The organism is Carnobacterium sp. FSL E2-0243, assembly GCF_038003605.1.
In the GTDB taxonomy this organism is placed as follows: Bacteria; Bacillota; Bacilli; order Lactobacillales; family Carnobacteriaceae; genus Carnobacterium; species Carnobacterium maltaromaticum.
In genome coordinates this window covers 1,687,987-1,707,912 of the sequence record NZ_JBBOPM010000001.1, presented here as the reverse complement: position 1 = coordinate 1,707,912, position 19,926 = coordinate 1,687,987, and the positions used below count along the sequence as shown (strand labels likewise).

General features: G+C 34.1%; 18 protein-coding genes and 1 other annotated feature. All 18 genes read right to left on the bottom strand.

Annotated elements, in window-relative coordinates:
• Positions 1–237: 237 nt before the first annotated feature.
• The 18 genes from MHI00_RS07980 to MHI00_RS07895 all read right to left on the bottom strand — a co-directional run bounded on the left by MHI00_RS07980 (position 238) and on the right by MHI00_RS07895 (position 19,915).
• Positions 238–951 carry a DUF1003 domain-containing protein gene (locus MHI00_RS07980; RefSeq protein WP_056998833.1) on the bottom strand — a complete coding sequence of 238 codons (714 nt, stop codon included), beginning with the start codon at positions 949–951 and terminating at the stop codon, positions 238–240.
• 28 nt (positions 952–979) lie between these two features.
• On the bottom strand, positions 980–1,213 hold the full coding sequence (locus tag MHI00_RS07975; protein WP_015076434.1) for a hypothetical protein: 234 nt from the start codon (positions 1,211–1,213) through the stop codon (positions 980–982).
• A 110-nt stretch (positions 1,214–1,323) separates the two neighbouring features.
• A complete protein-coding gene (locus MHI00_RS07970) occupies positions 1,324–1,788 on the bottom strand; it encodes a hypothetical protein (RefSeq protein ID WP_056998834.1) in 465 nt (154 codons plus the stop codon).
• Between the two features lie 153 nt (positions 1,789–1,941).
• Positions 1,942–3,069: an RNA polymerase sigma factor RpoD gene (gene rpoD / locus MHI00_RS07965; protein WP_010053730.1), complete on the bottom strand. Its 1,128-nt coding sequence runs from the start codon at positions 3,067–3,069 to the stop codon at positions 1,942–1,944.
• A gap of 37 nt (positions 3,070–3,106) precedes the next feature.
• Positions 3,107–4,993: a DNA primase gene (gene dnaG / locus MHI00_RS07960; RefSeq protein WP_057000463.1), complete on the bottom strand. Its 1,887-nt coding sequence runs from the start codon at positions 4,991–4,993 to the stop codon at positions 3,107–3,109.
• A gap of 254 nt (positions 4,994–5,247) precedes the next feature.
• Complete coding sequence (locus tag MHI00_RS07955; protein ID WP_341112569.1) at positions 5,248–6,963, bottom strand: ABC transporter ATP-binding protein; 1,716 nt, start codon at positions 6,961–6,963, stop codon at positions 5,248–5,250.
• 198 nt (positions 6,964–7,161) lie between these two features.
• Complete coding sequence (gene glyS / locus MHI00_RS07950; RefSeq protein ID WP_056998837.1) at positions 7,162–9,246, bottom strand: glycine--tRNA ligase subunit beta; 2,085 nt, start codon at positions 9,244–9,246, stop codon at positions 7,162–7,164.
• A 1-nt stretch (position 9,247) separates the two neighbouring features.
• On the bottom strand, positions 9,248–10,159 hold the full coding sequence (gene glyQ, locus MHI00_RS07945; RefSeq protein WP_010053724.1) for a glycine--tRNA ligase subunit alpha: 912 nt from the start codon (positions 10,157–10,159) through the stop codon (positions 9,248–9,250).
• Positions 10,160–10,282: 123 nt separating this feature from the next.
• Positions 10,283–10,452, bottom strand: a binding site (T-box leader).
• Positions 10,453–10,516: 64 nt separating this feature from the next.
• A complete protein-coding gene (locus tag MHI00_RS07940) occupies positions 10,517–11,500 on the bottom strand; it encodes a class A sortase (protein WP_341112567.1) in 984 nt (327 codons plus the stop codon).
• Between the two features lie 152 nt (positions 11,501–11,652).
• A complete protein-coding gene (locus tag MHI00_RS07935) occupies positions 11,653–12,858 on the bottom strand; it encodes a cell wall protein (protein ID WP_341112566.1) in 1,206 nt (401 codons plus the stop codon).
• A 321-nt stretch (positions 12,859–13,179) separates the two neighbouring features.
• Entirely contained in the window at positions 13,180–13,965 is a 786-nt protein-coding gene (gene recO / locus MHI00_RS07930; protein ID WP_341112563.1) for a DNA repair protein RecO, read from the bottom strand.
• 78 nt (positions 13,966–14,043) lie between these two features.
• On the bottom strand, positions 14,044–14,943 hold the full coding sequence (gene era / locus MHI00_RS07925) for a GTPase Era (protein ID WP_341112560.1): 900 nt from the start codon (positions 14,941–14,943) through the stop codon (positions 14,044–14,046).
• Positions 14,940–15,353: a cytidine deaminase gene (locus MHI00_RS07920; protein ID WP_010053717.1), complete on the bottom strand. Its 414-nt coding sequence runs from the start codon at positions 15,351–15,353 to the stop codon at positions 14,940–14,942. The genes era and MHI00_RS07920 overlap by 4 nt, the downstream gene beginning before the upstream one ends.
• A gap of 14 nt (positions 15,354–15,367) precedes the next feature.
• Positions 15,368–15,793, bottom strand: coding sequence for a diacylglycerol kinase family protein (locus MHI00_RS07915; protein ID WP_010053715.1), 426 nt, complete (start codon positions 15,791–15,793; stop codon positions 15,368–15,370).
• Positions 15,777–16,253, bottom strand: coding sequence for an rRNA maturation RNase YbeY (gene ybeY / locus MHI00_RS07910; RefSeq protein ID WP_010053714.1), 477 nt, complete (start codon positions 16,251–16,253; stop codon positions 15,777–15,779). Before ybeY ends, MHI00_RS07915 begins: the two co-directional genes overlap by 17 nt.
• Positions 16,254–16,272: 19 nt before the next feature.
• On the bottom strand, positions 16,273–18,444 hold the full coding sequence (locus MHI00_RS07905; RefSeq protein WP_016356449.1) for an HD family phosphohydrolase: 2,172 nt from the start codon (positions 18,442–18,444) through the stop codon (positions 16,273–16,275).
• An 11-nt stretch (positions 18,445–18,455) separates the two neighbouring features.
• Entirely contained in the window at positions 18,456–19,406 is a 951-nt protein-coding gene (locus tag MHI00_RS07900; RefSeq protein ID WP_278752372.1) for a PhoH family protein, read from the bottom strand.
• A 236-nt stretch (positions 19,407–19,642) separates the two neighbouring features.
• The gene (locus MHI00_RS07895) at positions 19,643–19,915 is read right to left on the bottom strand and encodes a hypothetical protein (RefSeq protein WP_010053711.1); all 273 of its coding nucleotides are present in this window, start codon (positions 19,913–19,915) and stop codon (positions 19,643–19,645) included.
• Between the last annotated feature and the right edge of the window lie 11 nt (positions 19,916–19,926).

The window sequence follows — 19,926 nt, the reverse complement described above, 5'->3', positions numbered from 1 at the left end:
TGCACTCCTTCAATTTTTCAATTTTTTAAAAACAAGTTATGTACATGTTCTTATCTAAATCACTCAATTAATACTTTTTTACTTATGTTATTAATTATAACACAATTTCTTCTATTTAAGCACATAAACTCCTTTCTTTTTTTTCCATATTTGAAGGAAATTTGAACACTTTACTATTTTCAAATTACATCTAGGAGATTTACGCTTCGGTTAAATAAAAAAAGCCCAAATTTTAAATTAGACTTTTTTTTCTAATACTTCCATTCTCTCTTGTAATTCGTTTAATAAGTCAACTTGTATATTTTGAATATTAACTAAATGTTCCCATTGTTCCGTCAACATGTGATCCATTTTTTCATGTAGTAACCTAATTTCAATTTCAGATTTCAGATTCACTTGGTAATCACTATCTGATTGTTGTCTATCTCTTTTTTCCTGACGATTTTGACTCATCATAATAACAGGAGCTTGAATTGCTGCTAAACACGATAAAATTAGATTTAATAAAATAAATGGATATGGATCAAAAGGTTTCGTAAATAATGCAATTGAATTAATAATAATCCATGCAACTAGTACAAATAAAAACAAGAATATAAAGCCCCAACTACCACCAAATTTAGCGATTCCATCAGCTACTTTTTCACCTAAAGTTAGGTTTGTTGTTACATCTTCATTTGTATTTTTTGCTATGGGCATTCCCTCTTTAATACTATCTAACACATTTTTATTCAAAGACTCAATATTTTCAGAGTCAGTTTTAATCATATCTTTGATGTAATGCAAACGATAATCCATCAAATCATCCATACAAATAAAGGCTTCTTCAGAAAAATCTGGATGCTCTGATAAAATTAATTCCCTTAGTTCTTTACTTAGTGTAGTTAAATGAAGTCCGTCAGTTTCACTATAATCTTTATGACATATTATACATTTTTCTTTTTTTTTCATTAAAACCACCTCTCTTCCCTATATTCATTTATTGATAACGCGTATCAATTTCCAAAGCATTGTCACTGTTTCCTGAACTAAAAGTAATCTTAACAATTTGAACTGGATTAATATAAATGGCATCTTCTTGATCATTGTAAAAACGGATTAAGCGGCTTCTCAAAAATCCATCACCATTTGATATTTTTGAAAAAAGTTCTTTTTCTGAAATTTTAAGGATTACCTTTTCACCATCACTTAAACTAACCAAGCATTCTGACATCGGATTTTCCCACCTTTTTAAATTGATACTTCATTATAACAAACACGACTATATAAGCAAATTTCACGCAAATTAAAAGACTGGAAAACGAATTCCAGTCCAGTTAAGCTTTATTTAACAACTATTTTATGAACATCTTTACCAGGGATTTGAGGTGGAATTGACATTGTTGAAACAGGTTCGGCTGCTAATGTAACTTCAAGATTAGTCCCAGCTTTAATTTCATCTAAGGAAATTTTTTCATTTGTTTTTCCATCAAAAACATTACTTCCATCTGTTAATAAAACAACTTCTTCTTTGAAAATTGGGGGTGTTTCCTTATTGGAGTCAACCGGTAATAAACTTTCTACCCATACCTGTCCAGTTTCACTATTACTATCTTGTTTGACAACAGCAGTATACACAATTGGCTCTTCTACAGCGGGTGCAGTTGAAGATGTCTCTGCTTCTTTTTCAGAGTCAGAGGTTATTGAACTACTTGATTCTGTTTTTTTATCTGCAGCATTTCCACATCCTACTGCAACTACAACTAAAATAGCAACTACTAAACTAAAAGCTAGTTTCTTTTTTTTCATTGTTAATTCCTCCTAAATATCATCTGTATCACTACTACTAGTATCTTAGAATTTAAAAAGAATTGCAAATATAATCCTCTGTCTTTACTATTTTTTAAACTTAACGCAAAAAAGAAGAGTAAGAATTTAATCTTACCCTTCTCAAATTTACTTTTATTCCAAAAAGTCCTTTAATTGTTTAGAACGACTTGGATGACGTAATTTACGTAAAGCTTTGGCTTCGATTTGACGAATACGTTCTCTCGTTACACCAAATACTTTACCCACTTCTTCAAGCGTTCTCGTACGTCCATCATCTAATCCAAAACGTAAACGCAGAACATTTTCTTCTCTATCCGTTAAGGTATCAAGAACGTCCTCTAATTGCTCTTTTAATAATTCATAAGCAGCATGCTCTGCTGGGCTTGTTGCATCTTGGTCTTCAATGAAATCACCTAGATGTGAATCGTCTTCTTCACCGATTGGTGTTTCTAACGATACCGGTTCCTGAGCAATTTTCAATATTTCACGAACTTTTTCAGTTGGTAAATCCATTTCAGCTCCGATTTCTTCTGGTGTTGGTTCTCTACCTAAATCTTGGAGTAACTGACGTTGAATACGAATTAACTTGTTAATTGTTTCAACCATGTGCACTGGAATACGGATTGTTCTAGCTTGATCGGCAATTGCACGGGTAATTGCTTGGCGAATCCACCATGTAGCGTAGGTAGAAAATTTAAAGCCTTTTTGATAATCAAATTTTTCAACAGCTTTCATTAATCCCATATTTCCCTCTTGGATTAAATCTAGAAATTGCATGCCACGTCCAACATAACGCTTAGCAATACTTACAACTAAACGCAAGTTTGCTTCTGCTAGACGTTGTTTAGCTTCTTGATCTCCTTGTTCAATCAATAAAGCTAAGGCTACTTCTTCTTGAGCATTTAAAAGTGGAACACGTCCAATTTCCTTTAAATACATTCGAACTGGATCATTAATTTTAACACCCGCTGGAGCAGTTAAATCTTCTTGCTCTTCAGCAGCTTTTTTATCTTTTTCTTTGGCTAAAATTTGACGGTCAGTTGGACCACCATCATCTCCTACAACACTTACGCCACCATCTTCAACTTGCATGATCACATCATCAATTTGATCCGCATCTAATTCATATGGTGTAACAACTAAATTTGTTAATTCATCGTAATGAATTGAACCTTTCAGTTTGTTATCCTTGATTACTTTTTTTATTGCTTGTTCTAATAATGTTACCGTGTTGTTTTTTACTTCTTCTTTTTTAGCCATTAAAAAAGCCTCCTTTAATCAATCCTATAAAATTCATTCATTTATTCTTCAACTGGCGTGACAAGTCAACAATTTCTAACATTAATTGTTGTAAAACAACTTGATCCCCAATTCGTTGAGCTTCTTTCATTGCTGCTTGTTTGTGCTTTAACTGTTCTGATAAACTTGATTTCCGGACAATTACATCCAAATAATCATCTATTTCTTTAGCAGTCATTTCTTCACTTAAAGAAAGCATTTCAATTTCCACTAATAAGTTTTTTAATGGAGGTTCTTTTACAAAATCAATAAATGCATCAATTGATCCATATTCCCCTACAGTATCTTTGAAACTCTCAAACAAAAGATACAAAGTCTGATAGTCGTCATGAATAAAGTGGTAGTCTTCAACTTGACTCTGAACTTGAATCCAGGCCTCTTCAAAGTGAAATAAGCGATTTAGCAAATAACGTTCTGTTTGCTCAATTAAATCAAGCTTCCTTTTTTGAGTATCGACTTGAACGACCATTTCCTCTTCTGGAAAATAAGGTTCTATTTCAGGTTCTGGTCCAAAATTAAATTGATTTTTTACCTCTTTGCGCTGAGCTCGCTTTTCTTTAAAAAGTTGTTGATACTGTTCATTTAAAGAATCTAACGAAATATCAAATTCAGACGATAACTGTTTAAGGTACATCTCTCTTTCAACAGCAGAAGTGATAGTGAGCATATCCGTTAAAATTAAATCTAGATAACTCAACCGCTCATTTTCGTTTTGTAAATTTAACCCTTTTCGATGATAACGCATTTTAAATGCAAATAAAGTATCTCGTCCATGAGCTAATAACTCAACAAATGCACTCGCTCCATATTTTTTTATAAAGTCGTCTGGATCCAAACCTTCCGTGAAGCTAACAACTTCAACATCAAAGGCTGTCTCAGTTGTCAATAAGTCAACACCACGTTTGGTTGCTTCGATTCCAGCATTGTCACCATCATAAGCAATTAAAACTCGATCTGTCACTCGATCTAACATATGGATCTGTTCATTTGTTAAACTCGTCCCCATCGAAGCAACACCATTTTTAACGCCTGCATTCCAAGCTGCAATCACATCCATAAAACCTTCAAATAAAACAACCTCTTTTTCTCTTCGAATTGCTCCACGAGCCATATCAAAGTTAAATAGGACATTTCGTTTATTAAATAAATAGGTTTCAGGACTATTTAAATATTTGGGTCCGGCTTTATCTTCGGTTTCTTGCTGAAAAATTCTTCCTGAAAACGCAATTGTCTTTCCTTGTTGATTACGAATTGGAAACATAATTCGATTATAAAAACGATCAATGAGTTCACCGTTATCTCTTTCAACAAACAATCCAGTCTCGTTTAATACCTCGTCTGTGTATTCTTTGCCTAATAAATATTGGTGGAGCATCGTTCGTTCCCTTGGGGCGAAACCAATTTTAAATGTTTCAATTAATTCCTTGGTTAATCCACGATTTAATAAATAATGATAGGCTTCTTCACCAACTTTAGTATTTAACAAAACGTGTTGAAATAAGTCAGCCGTTTCTTCATGTGCTTGAATTAGCTTATCCCGTTTAGAGTCACTCTCTTGGTTTTGATGAGATCTATTGTTTAATAGTGTATCATCCAGTTTTATTTGACTCATTTCGGCTGTTTTAAAAACAGCTTCTGGAAAACTTAAGCCATCCACTTCCATTAAAAACGTAAATACATTTCCACCTTTTCCGCAACTAAAACAATGAAAAATTTGTTTATCTTCCGCTACTGAAAATGACGGCGTTCGTTCTTCATGAAACGGGCAGAATCCAAAAAGATTTTTCCCACTTTTTTTCAATTGAACGTATTGGCTAACCACATCAACAATATTTGTTTCCTGTCTAATTCGATTGACTGTTTCCTCTGGTATCATCATAGCCACATACATCACCTCTTTGGACGATCAAGAAAAATTAGTTAGTCATAATTAGTTAAAGATCCACATAAAACTGACTGAGGATCTTAATTAAAACTATTTGGTGACATAACTATACATTTTGCAGTATAACATATAATCCCCATTCTAACAATAAAAAAAGCTTATTTTACAGCGTGGAAATTGTAGAATTTTAACAAGTTTATTATTAAAAAAGTCATGAAATCAGCATTAAGCTTTATTCACGACTTTTTGTTCAGTTAATCTTTAAATTGTGCGTCATATAATCGTTTATAAGCGCCATTTCGAGCCATTAAATCATCATGGGTTCCTTCTTCTGCAATTCCCTCTTCATTTACGACCACAATTCGATTCGCGTGCTTAATCGTCGCTAAGCGATGCGCAATAATTAAAGTTGTTCTTCCTTCAGATAGTGAATTTAAAGATTCTTGAATGACTTGTTCAGTTTCAGTATCCAACGCAGAAGTCGCTTCATCTAAAATTAAGATTGGAGGATTTTTCAAGAACATTCGAGCAATAGCTAAACGTTGCTTTTGGCCTCCAGATAACTTCACTCCACGTTCTCCAATAATCGTTTCTAACCCATCTGGCATTTCTGCTACGACTTGTTCTAAATGTGCCAATCTAATCGCATGATTAATTTCGTCTTCCGTAGCGTCAAGTTTCCCGTAAGCCACATTTTCCTTAATTGAACCTGGGAATAAAAAGACATCTTGCTGTACAACACCAATTTGACTTCGAAGACTACTCATTGTCAATGCGTCAATAGTATACCCATCCACTAAAACAGCACCTTCATTCACTTCATAAAAGCGCGGTAATAAATTACAAATAGTTGTTTTTCCAGCGCCGCTTGGTCCAACAAAAGCAACTGTCTCGCCTTCTTTAATTGACAGATTTATTTTATCTAAAACCTTCTTAGAATCATCATACCAAAAAGAAACCTCTTTATATTCAATATCTCCAGTTAAAACAATATCGTCACGAGCATTGGGTACATCTTGAATCGCAGGTTCTTTATCAATTTCTTCAGTAAAGCGTTTAAAACCAGCAATTCCTTTTGGATAACTTTCAATCATATTATTTACCTTTTCAATTGGTCGAACAAAAACATTAGTTAACAAAATAAACCCAACAAACTGACCATAGGTAATCTCGTTAGTAATCGTAAAGTATGCTCCAAAAAATAAGGCAAATAAGTTAATTAGGCGCATCAATAAATAATTATAAGCTGCGCTAATTCCCATCATTTTATAAAATAAAACTTTTGATTTTCTGTACGCTTGGTTTAACCCTTCAAAACGTTCTTGTTCATGAGCCTCATTTGAAAAGGCTTGGACAACTCTCACACCACTAACAGAAGCTTCAACACCTGCATTAAACTCACCTAAGTCACGATAAATTTGGGTATTCACTTTTGTCATTCGCTTATTAAAAAAGACAAGTGCCAATGTAATGAAAGGTATCATAATAAAGGTAGCTAACGCTAATTTAACATGGATAGAAAGCATTAAAGCAAATGAACCAACTAAAGACATAATGGTAATGAATACATCTTCAGGTCCGTGATGCGCTACTTCTGATATCTCGAATAAGTCTGTTGTTAAACGACTCATTAGCTTACCCGTTTTTTGATTATCATAATAGCTGAAAGGCTGTGATTGCAAATGAGCATAAAGTTCTCTCCGCATATCCGTTTCGATATTAACTCCTAGCATATGACCGAAATAAACAACAACATACTGCAAAGCTGTATTTACAACGTAAAAAAATAATAATGATAATGCAGCGGTAACGATTAATGACCAATTTCCAGTGGGAAGAAGCTTATCAATGACTTGATTAACCACGATTGGAAAAGCCAACTCTAAAATAGCAGCAACAATTGCACAAGAAAAATCTAAAATAAATAACTTACGATAAGGCCGATAATAACTAAAAAATCTTTTTAACATCTTTTCCTCCCCCAAATAAAAAGTTCGTTGAGTCGCTTAGCTCCGGCAGAAAAATAGGGAATTCCAAGAAAAGTGTCTCTTTACTTTTTTGGGAGTTCATCTTTTTTCATAGGAGATGACTCATAAGAACTAGCCTTAATAAAAAGTAACCTCTCAGAAACAACTTTCTAAGAGATTACTGCTAATTTTTATTTTTACTTATTTGACGATCAATTGGTCAATACTTGCAAAAGATAATGCCAAGTTACCCAATTGAACTAATAAAGCTAAACGATTATTACGAATTTTTTCATCATCTGTCATAACCATATTGTCTTCAAAGAAAGCTTCAACTTTAGGCCCTAATGTTTCTAGAGCTAAATAATTCAATTCCATATTCTCCCCTGAGAAGGCTTCTTTCGCTACAAGAATAGCTTCAAAAAGAGCTTTTTCTGATTCAGTTTCAAACAACTCTGGTTTGACCTCTAATTGGCTTTCTGAAAGAAGCTCTTGTCCTTTTTTAGCTAAGTTCATAACGCGCGTTAAAGCTTCAATTGTAGGCTTAAAGGTTGCTTCTTGAATATGTTTTTCTAAAACTAAGGCTGTCTCAGCCATTTTGATTAAATCTTCTTGTTCAGATTTTAAAACAGCATCGATAATATCATAACGGATTTTTTGACTAAGCAAATGTTGACGTACTCTAGCTTTGATAAAATCAATAACTTCTGGAGTACTCGCTTCTAACTGATCACTTAATTTACCTTGATGTTGGATTGCTGCACTTATCATCTCTCCACGCAATGTTTCAATAGGGAAGTACCAACCTTTGTTTTCAACGATTCGAACGACACCATATGCTTGACGACGTAAAGCATATGGATCATTAGAACCTGTTGGAATCATTCCAACTGCAAAAAAGCTCATAACACTATCTAATTTATCGGCAATTGCTAATACAGCCCCAACATTAGTAACTGGTAAGACCCCATCACTGCTTGTTGGTAAATAATGCTCTCTGATTGCAGTCGCCACAGAAGGTTTTTCACCTTGCATCAATGCGTATTTTTCACCCATAATCCCTTGTAACTCAGGAAATTCGCCTACCATGTTTGTCACTAAATCAAATTTATAAATTTCGCTTGCTCTTTGTAAATCACTTAATTCTTCATTTGTCAGACCAACCACTTTTCCGATTGTCTCAGCAAAATAAGAAACACGTTGCATTTTTTCATAAATACTTCCAATTTTCTCATGGAATGTAACCAATTTTAAACGTTCAACTGCATCTGCGATTTTAATTTGTTGATCTTCTTGGTAGAAAAATTCACCATCTTCTAAACGTGCAGTTAGCACTTTTTCATTTCCTTTAATGACGTTTTCAATATGAATTGCATTTCCATTTCGGACAGAAATAAAATAAGGAGCAAGTGCACCCTTTTCATCACGAACTTCAAAATAGCGTTGGTGCTCTTTCATAGACGTAACCAATACTTCTTCTGGAATACTTAAATATTTTTCTTCAAAACTACCTGCAAAGGCTGTTGGATATTCAACTAAATTAGTCACTTCTTCTAGTAAATCCGCGTCTAATTCAACCTGCCATTGTTTTTCAGAAGCAATTTTTTGAATTTGATCAACAATCATTGCTTTACGTTTTTGGCTATCTGAAATAACAAATTCTTTTTCCAATTTACTTTCATAATCACTAGCACCTGCAAAACTTGTATCTTCTCCAAGAAAACGATGCCCACGACTTGTATTGCTCGTTTCAATATCTAAAATTTTAAAGGGGATGATTGTTTCATCAAGCATAGCTGTAATCCAATGAATCGGTCTGATATATTTGAATGAATGGTTCCCCCAACTCATGCTGACTGGAAAAGTCATTCCAGTGATGACTTGATCTAATTTTGTTAAAATATCCATTGCTGGTTTTCCAGCGGTAAACTTATCAATGTGAACATACTCCACACCTTTAATTTCTTTAAACGTGATATCCTCAACCGTTGCTCCTTGACCACGAACAAAACCTTGTGCCGCTTTGCTCCAATTTCCTTCAGCATCAAGAGCAATTTTTTTGGCTGGTCCTTTGACAATTTCAGCTGTATCTTCTTGTTTATCTGCTACTGATTTAACAATGACTGCTAGTCTTCTTGGTGTTGAAAAAGGCACTATCTCTCCAAAAGTTAATTTATTTTCGGTTAAAAAGTCGGAAACACGTTTAACCAATTGTTGGCTACTTGGTGTGACATATTTAGCCGGAATTTCTTCTAACCCAATTTCTAATAATAAGTCTTTCGCCATCTTAATTTTCCTCCTTTACTAACACATCATTATTTTTTTGTAGTAATGGGAAGCCTAATTTCTCACGCTCAGCTACAAAAGCTTTGGCTAATGCTCGTGCCATATTTCTAATTCTAGCTAAATATCCAGCTCGCTCTGTTACTGATACCGCTCCACGAGCGTCTAACAAGTTAAACGTATGACTACATTTCAACACATAATCATAGGCAGGATGCACTAAGCCATGTTCAATTTGAACTTGTGCTTCCTTCTCATAAGCATCAAATAAAGTTAGTAATAACTCTTGATTGCTTGTTTCAAATGCATATTTAGAATGTTCATATTCTGGTTCAAAGAAAATTTCTCCATAACGAACACCATTTGTCCACTCTAAATCATAAACACTATCAACTTCTTGCATATAAGAAGCTAAACGCTCAATACCGTATGTGATTTCACTTGTGACAGGTTTACATTCTAGACCACCAACTTGTTGAAAATAGGTGAACTGAGTAATTTCCATTCCATCTAACCAAACTTCCCAACCTAAACCAGCACACCCCATTGAAGGATTTTCCCAGTTATCCTCAACAAAACGAATATCGTGCTCTAATGGATTAATTCCTAATAATTTCAAACTTTCCAAATAAAGCTCTTGAATATTATCTGGTGAGGGCTTCATTACAACTTGGAATTGATGGTGTTGGTATAAGCGATTTGGATTTTCTCCATAACGTCCATCAGCTGGTCTTCTAGATGGTTCCACATAGGCTGCGTTCCAAGGCTCTGGACCAATTGCTCTTAAGAAAGTATATGGGCTCATTGTTCCGGCCCCTTTTTCTGTATCATAAGATTGCATTAACATACAACCTTGATTTGACCAAAAATTTTGTAATGTTAAAATCATCTCTTGAATCGTTAATTTTTTACTCATTTTTATCGCTCCCTTTTTTTAATGTATTCTCACTTACAGTCTTATTTTCTAGCTTTTTTATTCCTCCTAGATTCATTTAAAATACAACAAAAAATCCCTATACTAACAAGAGATTCCTGTCAGTATAGGGACGATATTATCGCGGTTCCACCCTAATTCTAGTTAAAAAAACTAGCATCTTCATTGAATAAGCTCCAGAACGCCTTCAAAATTCCTTTTACATTTGGCTTCCACTATCCCAAACTCGCTATACTAAAATTAGAATTCTTACTACTTTCCTTCATCACTTCATTAGTATTTACTTGTTACTATAATAGCGTTAATCTAAGTCCTTTGTCAACTCATTTTAGCATTTCCTTACTCTCTAGCAAAAATAGCTTGTCCCTCTGGAGATGCATCTGTCATTTTTAATTGTTTCTCAAAATCCGCTTGGACCACTAGACGCTCAACCCCAGCATCCGTGCTACATGTGTATAAGGTTAGTAACGTCTGTCCAATCACATCATCTAAAATATCCACACGTTCAGGTTCAACAACATAACTTTCTCTCGCAGTATAAATATAGATGTTTTGATTATCAGAAAGATAAATCTTCATACCTGGAGTCACCTGAAATAAGGGACCAAATAAAGAAGTGTCATTCCCTGGAACTTTATGCGCAGCCATTGGATAATTACCTTTCCCCATTTGTTGCCCTATTTTGTTAGTAGCTGCTCCACGATAGAGATTTTGTTCTCCAACACCTTTAACGATGGGCAAATTTAAATTTACATCTGGAATCGCTATACTCCCTAGATAAGTCTCGATATCTGAATCATCTAAATAGGTTTCAATCGGTTGGTAAGGTTGCTCTTTAAAAGCACTGCGCTCTTGTTTTTCATCTTCACTCTTCGCAGGATTGACTTTTTTTATTTTTTCCATAGTTATTTGCGTGTTTTGCTCAATTTTACGAGCCAAGTAAGTTCCATAAATGCTATTGGCTGAAAGTCCACCAATCCCAATAATTAATAGAACCACTGCTAAAATGCGCCATTTCTTTTGATTTGTTCTTTCTTTTGGACTTATTGATTGGTTCAATGAAAAAGCTTCTTCAATTTTTCCTTCTAATCTTAGTGCTAATTTTTGTCCCTCCAAATCAAAGCTATCCTGAGTTGGAAAAATAAAATGAGTACTAGCCCATTTATATTTTATTTTTAAAGGTTCTTTTGTATAATCTACTTTAATTCTATTTATATCTGACAAGTATGAAAAAATAGTTGCTTTTTCTGATGTTACTTTTGTCCCACTCTCTTTTGATTGATTGACCTCTATATTTTCTTGATTTAATTTATCTTTAGCCATGTTTTCCACCCTTGTATTCATTTAGAAACTAAGTATTATACGCAACAATGTACCTATGTATCCATCATAAATACTCCCAAACACGAACATTATAAAATAAGTCGTGCTTGGTTTTTATTTATGATGAAGTTATAATTTTTAGTGTTTATTTATTATTTTTTACGACGGCTTTTAAAGATAGCACCAATTGAACCACCCACTGCTGTCAAACCACCCACTGCAGGTAGCATACCTAATCCAGCATTAGTTTGTGCTAATTTAGTTGGTTTGTTTGCTTTAGCACCTGGAGATTTAGCAACTGGAGCACTAACTGTAGGTGCGACTGTGTTACCTGTATTAGCTGCAACAGAACCAGTACCAACATCTGTTCCACCAGTACTAGTTGTAAAAGCAAAATTAATCGTATATTGATCTAATTGTTTGAAAATATCTTCATAGGTTACATCTAAAACGTAGCCAATTGTTGTATTAGAAGAGAAATTAAATTCTTTAACAACTGGCTGTCCTTCTGTAAGTAAATCAACTACATTTAATGTATAGTTGGTTCCACCTGTATTCCAAACATCAAAACGCAATGTGTCATCTTTAGCAGTATACGACGCTTTATTGTCTACATTGTTTTTAGCTGAATCAATAGTTAAAGTTGTTTCCTCTTTATATGTTTGGAATATTTCATTAACAACTGCAACTGGAACTGTAAAACTTGCAGTTTGTAATTCTGTTGTTGTTGCTTTTGTTGATTTTCCAGCTGATGCTTCGCGAGTTTCGTTAACTGTATACTGAACTGGATAGATACCCAGCTTAGTTGTATCTAGAGAACTAACATCAGCAGTAATTGTTCCAAGAAAAGCTTCCCCATCAGCATTTACAAAAGTGATTTTATCTAATGGATTAAATGTTGAACCTAAATTAATTAGTGGAAAATTATTTTCAGAAAATTCAGCTCCACCAAACAATAATGTGAAGTCACCGATATATTGGCCCACTTCTTTCTCTTCTTCAGTCAACGTCACTGTAAACGGAAAGGTATCTTCCCCATTTGTGATCGTGAATGTAAATTCAGTACCAATAGTACCGCTTCCATTTGCTACAGCAGAATTTGGATCAGTATTTTCAAATGCAGCCCAGAAAAAACCAGTTTCTGATGTGTGTTTAAATCCAATTGAATAAGTATCATCTAACGCTATTGTTTGATCATAGTAAGCCGAATACTCATTTCCTGAATCTTTTTCTTTACTTGCAGTAATTGTTGCTGCATTTGCTGCAATTGGAGATAAAATAGCGGTTACACCTACTCCTAAAACTAAACTACTAACTACAATACCTTTAACTAAATTATTTTTAAAACTATTCTTCATTTTCTTCCTCCTAGAATCCTTTTTTCTTATAGTATCTTATGGATACATTTATAATGTTATCAATGTGCACTTTAAATTTCAATTGTATTTTTTAAATAAAAACCTCGACTTTGTTAATGTGAACAACATGTGAATTTTTATTTTTATTAAATAACGGTAATTTTAAAAACTGGGAATATAAAATAAATATCTATGTAAGCTTATTCAGGAAAAAAGCTAATATAATATAACAATTATGTATATTTTGTTTTTCTGATAAATTAGCAAGTTAATTATTTCTTTTTTAGAAAAAAGAAATTGCTAAAAAAAAAGAAACCAACATTATTCTATTGGTTTCTTTTTCGGTAAAAGCATGTCACCCCAAGTATGCATTTGATCAATAAAGCTTTTACTTTTTAATTTAATTCCAACCGATTCGTCATAAATCATATCTAGTAACCGTCGCAACTCCGTCTTTGTTTCCCCTTTTACCTTAATTTCACCTAGTTGCTCTAAATCAATTCTTGAAAAAATGCGTAAAAAATGAATAGCTCTTGGCGTAGCATGGTAACGATGTACATCTAAATGCCAATCTTTTTGACAGAGTAACCCACCATAGCTAGAAGAGTAATCAAAAATCCCTTCCGTTGTACCGCAAGCAACACAACCTCTAAGTTCAGGAGCAACACCAAAATAAGGTAAAAGTTGAACTTCAAAAATATTCAGCATGATTTCAGGGTCATAACCTTCGTCGATATCTGTTAAGGTCATTTCAATTTTATGAAACAGAGTTGGATCGACAATACCATCTTCCAATGCTGCATCAGCTAATCCTAAGACATACGTTGCATATGCATTTAAAAAGATATCTTTTTGCATAGAAGAATAATGATGAACTTCTTTTGCATCTCTTAAAAAACAAAGCCCTGACTCACGAATATCGGCAATATATTGAGCTTTTGTAAAAGGTAAAATAGCAGATTTTAATTTGCTATTTGGTTTTCTTGTTCCTTTCACGAAAAACATTCGTTTTCCAAAACGATTGGTAAATATTTTAACCAACCGATCATTTTCACGATGATTTCGGACAGATAAAATGATTCCATCCACTTCTTCTAATTGAGACATCCTATCGCTCCCTCCTACAACTAGTATTTAAAATCAAGAAAAGCCGAGAAATTAATCTCAGCTCTTCTAAAATCTGGTTTAATAGTTATCTTTACGGTAACCATAATCGGTTAAATAGTTTTGTTTATCGCGCCAATCTTTTTGAACTTTAACCCACAATTCTAAATAAATCTTATCTCCTAGCATTACTTCAATATCTCGACGAGCTTTAATTCCGATGTCTTTCAACATTTTCCCGCCCTTACCAATAATAATCCCTTTTTGCGAAGAGCGTTCCACGATAATCGTCGCTTGAACTTGAACTTTATCATTTTCATTGCGTTTCATACCTTCTACTACTACTGCAACTGAATGAGGGATTTCCTCACGAGTCAACTCTAAAACCTTCTCACGAATTAACTCAGAGACAATAAAGTACTCAGGATGATCTGTTACTTGGTCTTCTGGGTAAAATTGTGGTCCAGCAGGAAGATAACGTAACAACTCATTCAATAGTGTTTCAACATTATTCCCTTCTGTAGCAGAAATCGGCACAATTTGTTCAAAAGGTAATAATTCCCGATAATTATCAATAATTTCCAATAATTTTTCAGGTTGTACTTTGTCAATTTTATTAATAACTAAGAAAATTGGTGTCTTATTTCCTTGCAATTTTTCAATAATAAAATTATCACCAGGGCCACGTTTTTCTTCTGCATTTACCATTAAGATAATAACATCTACTTCTCTTAAAGTACTTAAAGCTGAATCCACCATAAAATCACCTAAGCGATGTTTTGGTTTATGAATACCTGGAGTATCAATAAAGATCATCTGTGCTTCTGGTGTTGTATAAATCCCTTGAATTTTATTTCTAGTCGTTTGTGCTTTGTCACTCATAATTGCAATTTTTTGCCCTACTACGCGGTTTAGTAAAGTTGATTTTCCAACGTTAGGACGGCCAATAATGGCAACAAAACCTGATTTGTGTTCGCTCATGTAATTAAATCCTCCGGTGTAAAAGCGCCAGGTAAAAGACTTGCAATCGTCGTTTCCATTTGGTCACCCTTTTTATTTGTTAATAAGATCGGCATAGTAGACGGACAAAATTCAGCTATTACTTGTCGACAAGCTCCGCATGGTGCAATAGGACCATCTGTATCGCCTGTAATCACTAAGTAACTAAACTCTCTTTCGCCCTCTGAAATCGCCTTAAAAATAGCTGTACGTTCAGCACAATTTGATAAACCATAGGAAGCATTCTCAATATTACATCCTGAATAAATCTTACCATCTGTTGTTACTAAAGCAGCACCCACAGGAAAATGCGAGTATGGAACATAAGCTTTAGTTAACATTTCGTTGGCTTTTTGAATCCAAAGTTGTTTTTGGACGTCGTGCTTTGTCATAACTAGTTACCCCTTTAAAAGAATAGTTGAATTAATTTGGGAATAAAAATAATAGCTCCAACAACAACAGAAAAACTCGCTGTCACTAAAACGGCTGCCGCTGCCATATCTTTAGCTTTTTTTGCTAAAGGATGAAACTCTTTATTCGTGGCTAAATCAACAACATTTTCTATCACAGTATTCCATATTTCCATCACAATTACAAGAAAAATAGTCAACAGCATCCATAACCATTCATTTTTACTAATATTCAAATACCAGCTTAAGAGCAAAACAAGAGCACCAAGTAAAAGATGAATTTTCATGTTTAATTCTTCTTTATAGACCGTTACAACCCCATCACAGGCATGCTTAAATGACTCCAAAAAATTTTTATTTTTTTCACATCGTTCATCAAATTCTTTTTTGTCTTGAGCTTCTCTTTCATCGTTCCAGTCCATAGGCATCCAATATCTCTTTCTGCAAGTCAAACATCACTTTTTCTTCCGCTTCTTCCATATGGTCATACCCATTTAAATGAAGGAAACCATGAAGGGCTAGGAAACCAAGTTCGCGGTCAAAACTATGTCCATAGTCAGATGCTTGCTCTGCTGTTTTATCAACCGAAATAATAATATCGCCAATGTTTCTAGGCATTTTTTCATCTAATAAATCAAAATTGATTGCAACTTCATCAGGAACTTCATCCTCCATTGCAAAGCTAATTACATCAGTCGGTTGGTCTTTTCCTCGATAGTCCCGATTGATGACTTGTATTGCAGCATTATCAACAAAAGTTACAGACATTTCTGTATCTTCTGGCAAATTTATATGTGATCCCGCAAATTCTAAGAGAGTTTTCACCATTTTCGTTTGTTCTTCTGTAATTTTTCCTGTTTCGTCAAATAAATCTAATTCCATTGTCGGCCTTCCTTTCACCCTATTTTTCAGTCGCTTTATCTTTTTTTAAGCTAGGGTATTCTATTCTTGAGTGAAATGTTCCATTTAGACCTTCACAAATTGATTTTTCAATAATTTTGAGCTCTTTTAAGGTAATTTCACATTCGTCAAACTGTCCGTCAATAATTCGGCCATTAATTAAATTGTGAATAAAATCAGCAATTTTTTCTTTGGTTGGATTTGACATTGCTCGAACTGCAGCTTCAGCGCTATCGGCAATATTAATAACTGCTGCTTCTTTAGTTTGTGGCTTTGGTCCTGGATAGCGGAAATCAGACTCTTTAACCGTATCATCGTGCTCTTTAGCTTTCACATAAAAAAACTTCATTAAAGTTGTTCCGTGGTGCTGTGCACATATATCAATAATACTCTGAGGCATCTTAGCCTCCTCTAACATTTTAACACCTTCAGTTACATGATTAAAGATAATTTCTTTACTCTCTTCAGGAGTTAACATATTATGCGGATTATCCATGCCTACAGGAAGATTTTCAACGAAAAAGAACGGATGCCTAATCTTACCTACATCATGGTAATAACTAGCTACCCTAGCAAACATAGAATTCCCACCAATTGCTCCAACTGCATTGGCACTAAGGTTCGCTACCATTAGACTGTGATGGTAGGTGCCTGGAGCTCTTGTTAAAAGCTCTTTTAACAATTCTTGGTTTGGATTAGCTAATTCATTCATCGTCATAACCGCATTGTCTTCAAATAAAACTTCAATATAAGGATTTAATAATAAAGCCATTAAATAAGATAGTAACCCACTCAACGACCCATAAACAATAATCATTATTCCTTCTTGAGACGCAATTTGAATATTTAAATAGAAGATAAACGCGAATAAAAAGAGTATATTGAAAATAGTTAACCAAATAAAACTAATATACATTTTTCTACGCACTCGGTTCCGACTTAACATCGTTCCCATCGCTCCACTTAGTAAGTAAAATAATGTAATAATAATGCTAAAACTCGTTCCAGTATCTGAAATATAAATAAAGATAGAAAAAGCGGCAAGAAAAGCATTCGCAATTATACCGAAACGCCTAGATAAAAAGATCGTTAGCAACAACGGAACTAATGCCGCCGGATAAAACATTGCTAAGAAATCAGCTCCAACATCTTGAATTAATTGCAGGCCTTTCATTACTCCAATCCCCATGATCATCATAAAGGCATATAAAGTTAAATTTTTTCCACGTTGGACCATTTTTTCGCGTTGCGTCAACTCTAAGAAATACAATACCAACGCTTGAGCTATCAGCATAATCACTAAACCGTACATTGGTTGGTAAGAAGTTTTCTTATCTAATAGCCCTAATAATTTTAATTGATGCATCACATTAGAATCAACTATATGACCTTCTTGTACAATCACTTGTCCTTGTAAAATCAATGCTGGTTGAACTCTTTCAACAGCTTCCGCTTTCGCTAGTTCTGTAGCTTTTTTATCATAGATATCATTTTCGACAATACTATTTTCAATTAATAGTACACTAACTCGTTGATTGTTTCCTGTTAAGTTTGTATAATCTAATTGATCTTTAGCTTTTTGTTTAACATCAGCTAAAGCCTCAGCACGAATAGGATTTTCCATTGCCTCTTTAACTAATTTCAAGACATTTTCTTTAATCGTTTTTAATGTAGAACTTTCTGTATCTACTAAATGAACCAAAGCCCAATCTGGCAAAGCAGTAATGAATTCCTCAGCTTGATCATTTGTGTTTTTCATTTTTTCATGAATCAAACTTATTTTTTCTTTGGAGCTAGCCTCAGATGTTTCTGCAGTTGCATTAGGTGCCTCTGCTTTTTTTCTTTCAGCTAATTGACTTTTCACCTCATCAATTGTTGCAAATAAAAAGTTAATATTTGAAATTTTCGTCGTTGCGATCGTTGAGTTAAAACGATATACCGGCGTGACATTTTCTTTTGCTAAATTTTGAGATTCTAATGTTTTCTCTCTGTCTTCGACCGTTGCATTTGCTCGAACCGTTTCCTCTGCAACCTGGTAAAGTTTTACATCTAGTGATCGGGGTTGCACACTATGAAACATAATTAAGAAAAGAACAACAGAAAATAGGATTAGTAATGTAGGTATATAATATTTTCCCATCTTCTTTTGTATTCGTTCTATCGCTCGTTTCATTCCTTCACTTCCTATTCTGGTTCATTAAATTGTTGTTTCGTCTCTTGGTCATAGGCTTCTATAATGCTGGCAACAACTGGGTGACGAACAACATCATTGGAGTCAAACGTAACAAAGCCAATTCCTTTAATCCCTTGGAGCGTCCGTTCTGCATGAACTAATCCACTGGATGCGCCTCTGGGCAAATCAATTTGCGTTTTATCACCATTGACAATCATTTTAGAACCAAAACCTAAACGAGTTAAAAACATCTTCATTTGAGCGGCTGTTGCATTTTGGGCCTCGTCTAGAATAACAAAAGCATCTTCTAGCGTTCGACCACGCATATAAGCCAACGGTGCAATTTCAATTACACCACGATCCATTAAACGACTTGTATGCTCGGAACCAAAGACACTGTTTAAGGCATCATAAATGGGACGTAAATAGGGATCTACTTTTTCTTTCAAATCACCTGGTAAAAATCCTAGTTTTTCTCCGGCTTCAACTGCCGGTCTAGTTAGAATTAATTTTTTGACTTCGCCTTTTTTTAAGGCATCGACTGCCATAACAACAGCTAAATAAGTTTTTCCAGTTCCTGCTGGACCAATTCCAAAAGTAATATCGTTCTTTTTTACAGCTGCTACATATTGTCTTTGCCCAAAATTTTTAACTCGAATGGGTTTCCCTTCACGATCTTTCCCAATCTCTTCATCATACATAGAGCTAAAATAATCAAGAGTACCACGATCCGCCATTTTAAGAGCACCTATAATATCAGGCGTACCAATTGAAATCCCTTTTTTTAATAGTTCTTGTAATTGTCTTAAAATAGAAACTGTTGTATCTACGTTTTTTTCTTGACCACTAACATCTATCTTTTCGCCTCGGCTATTAATTGTTACATTTAATGATTCTTCTAGTAAAGTTAAGTTTTTATCATGATTTCCAAATAATGCAACAGCAATATCGCCATTATTTATCTGGAGTTCTTTCGTTACTTCATCTGATTTGGTCAAACTAGTGACCCTCCTTTTCCAGTTACGATTCTGAATGGTTTCACTTAAAATGATAGCATATTTTAGCCTTAAAAAGAAGTATTGACTTTCGCTAGAGAAAGAAACATTCTTCTACAGTTAAAACAGAATAATAAAAATAGTTAAATCAAGTTTATAGAAAACCCAATTTAACTATTTTAATAGTAGTTTTTAGTAATTACTTATTTTTGATTTCTTTTTAAATAGAGATTAATTAAAAGCGATGTTGTGCTTAATACCCCTATCCCAAGACCCCATCCGTTTAATTTTTGATTGAGAACTAATTGACCGACTGGGACCGTCAACAATAGACCGTTTACTAAAGTATTCACCTTAAAGCCTTTCCTCATTATAACAGGGTCTAACGCTTTATCTGTTAAATTTTCCGTTGTATCAACTAAATTCCTTGTAATTTCAAAACTTTTTTTTGTCGTATTTCTAATAAATTTTTCCATTTTAATAGCCT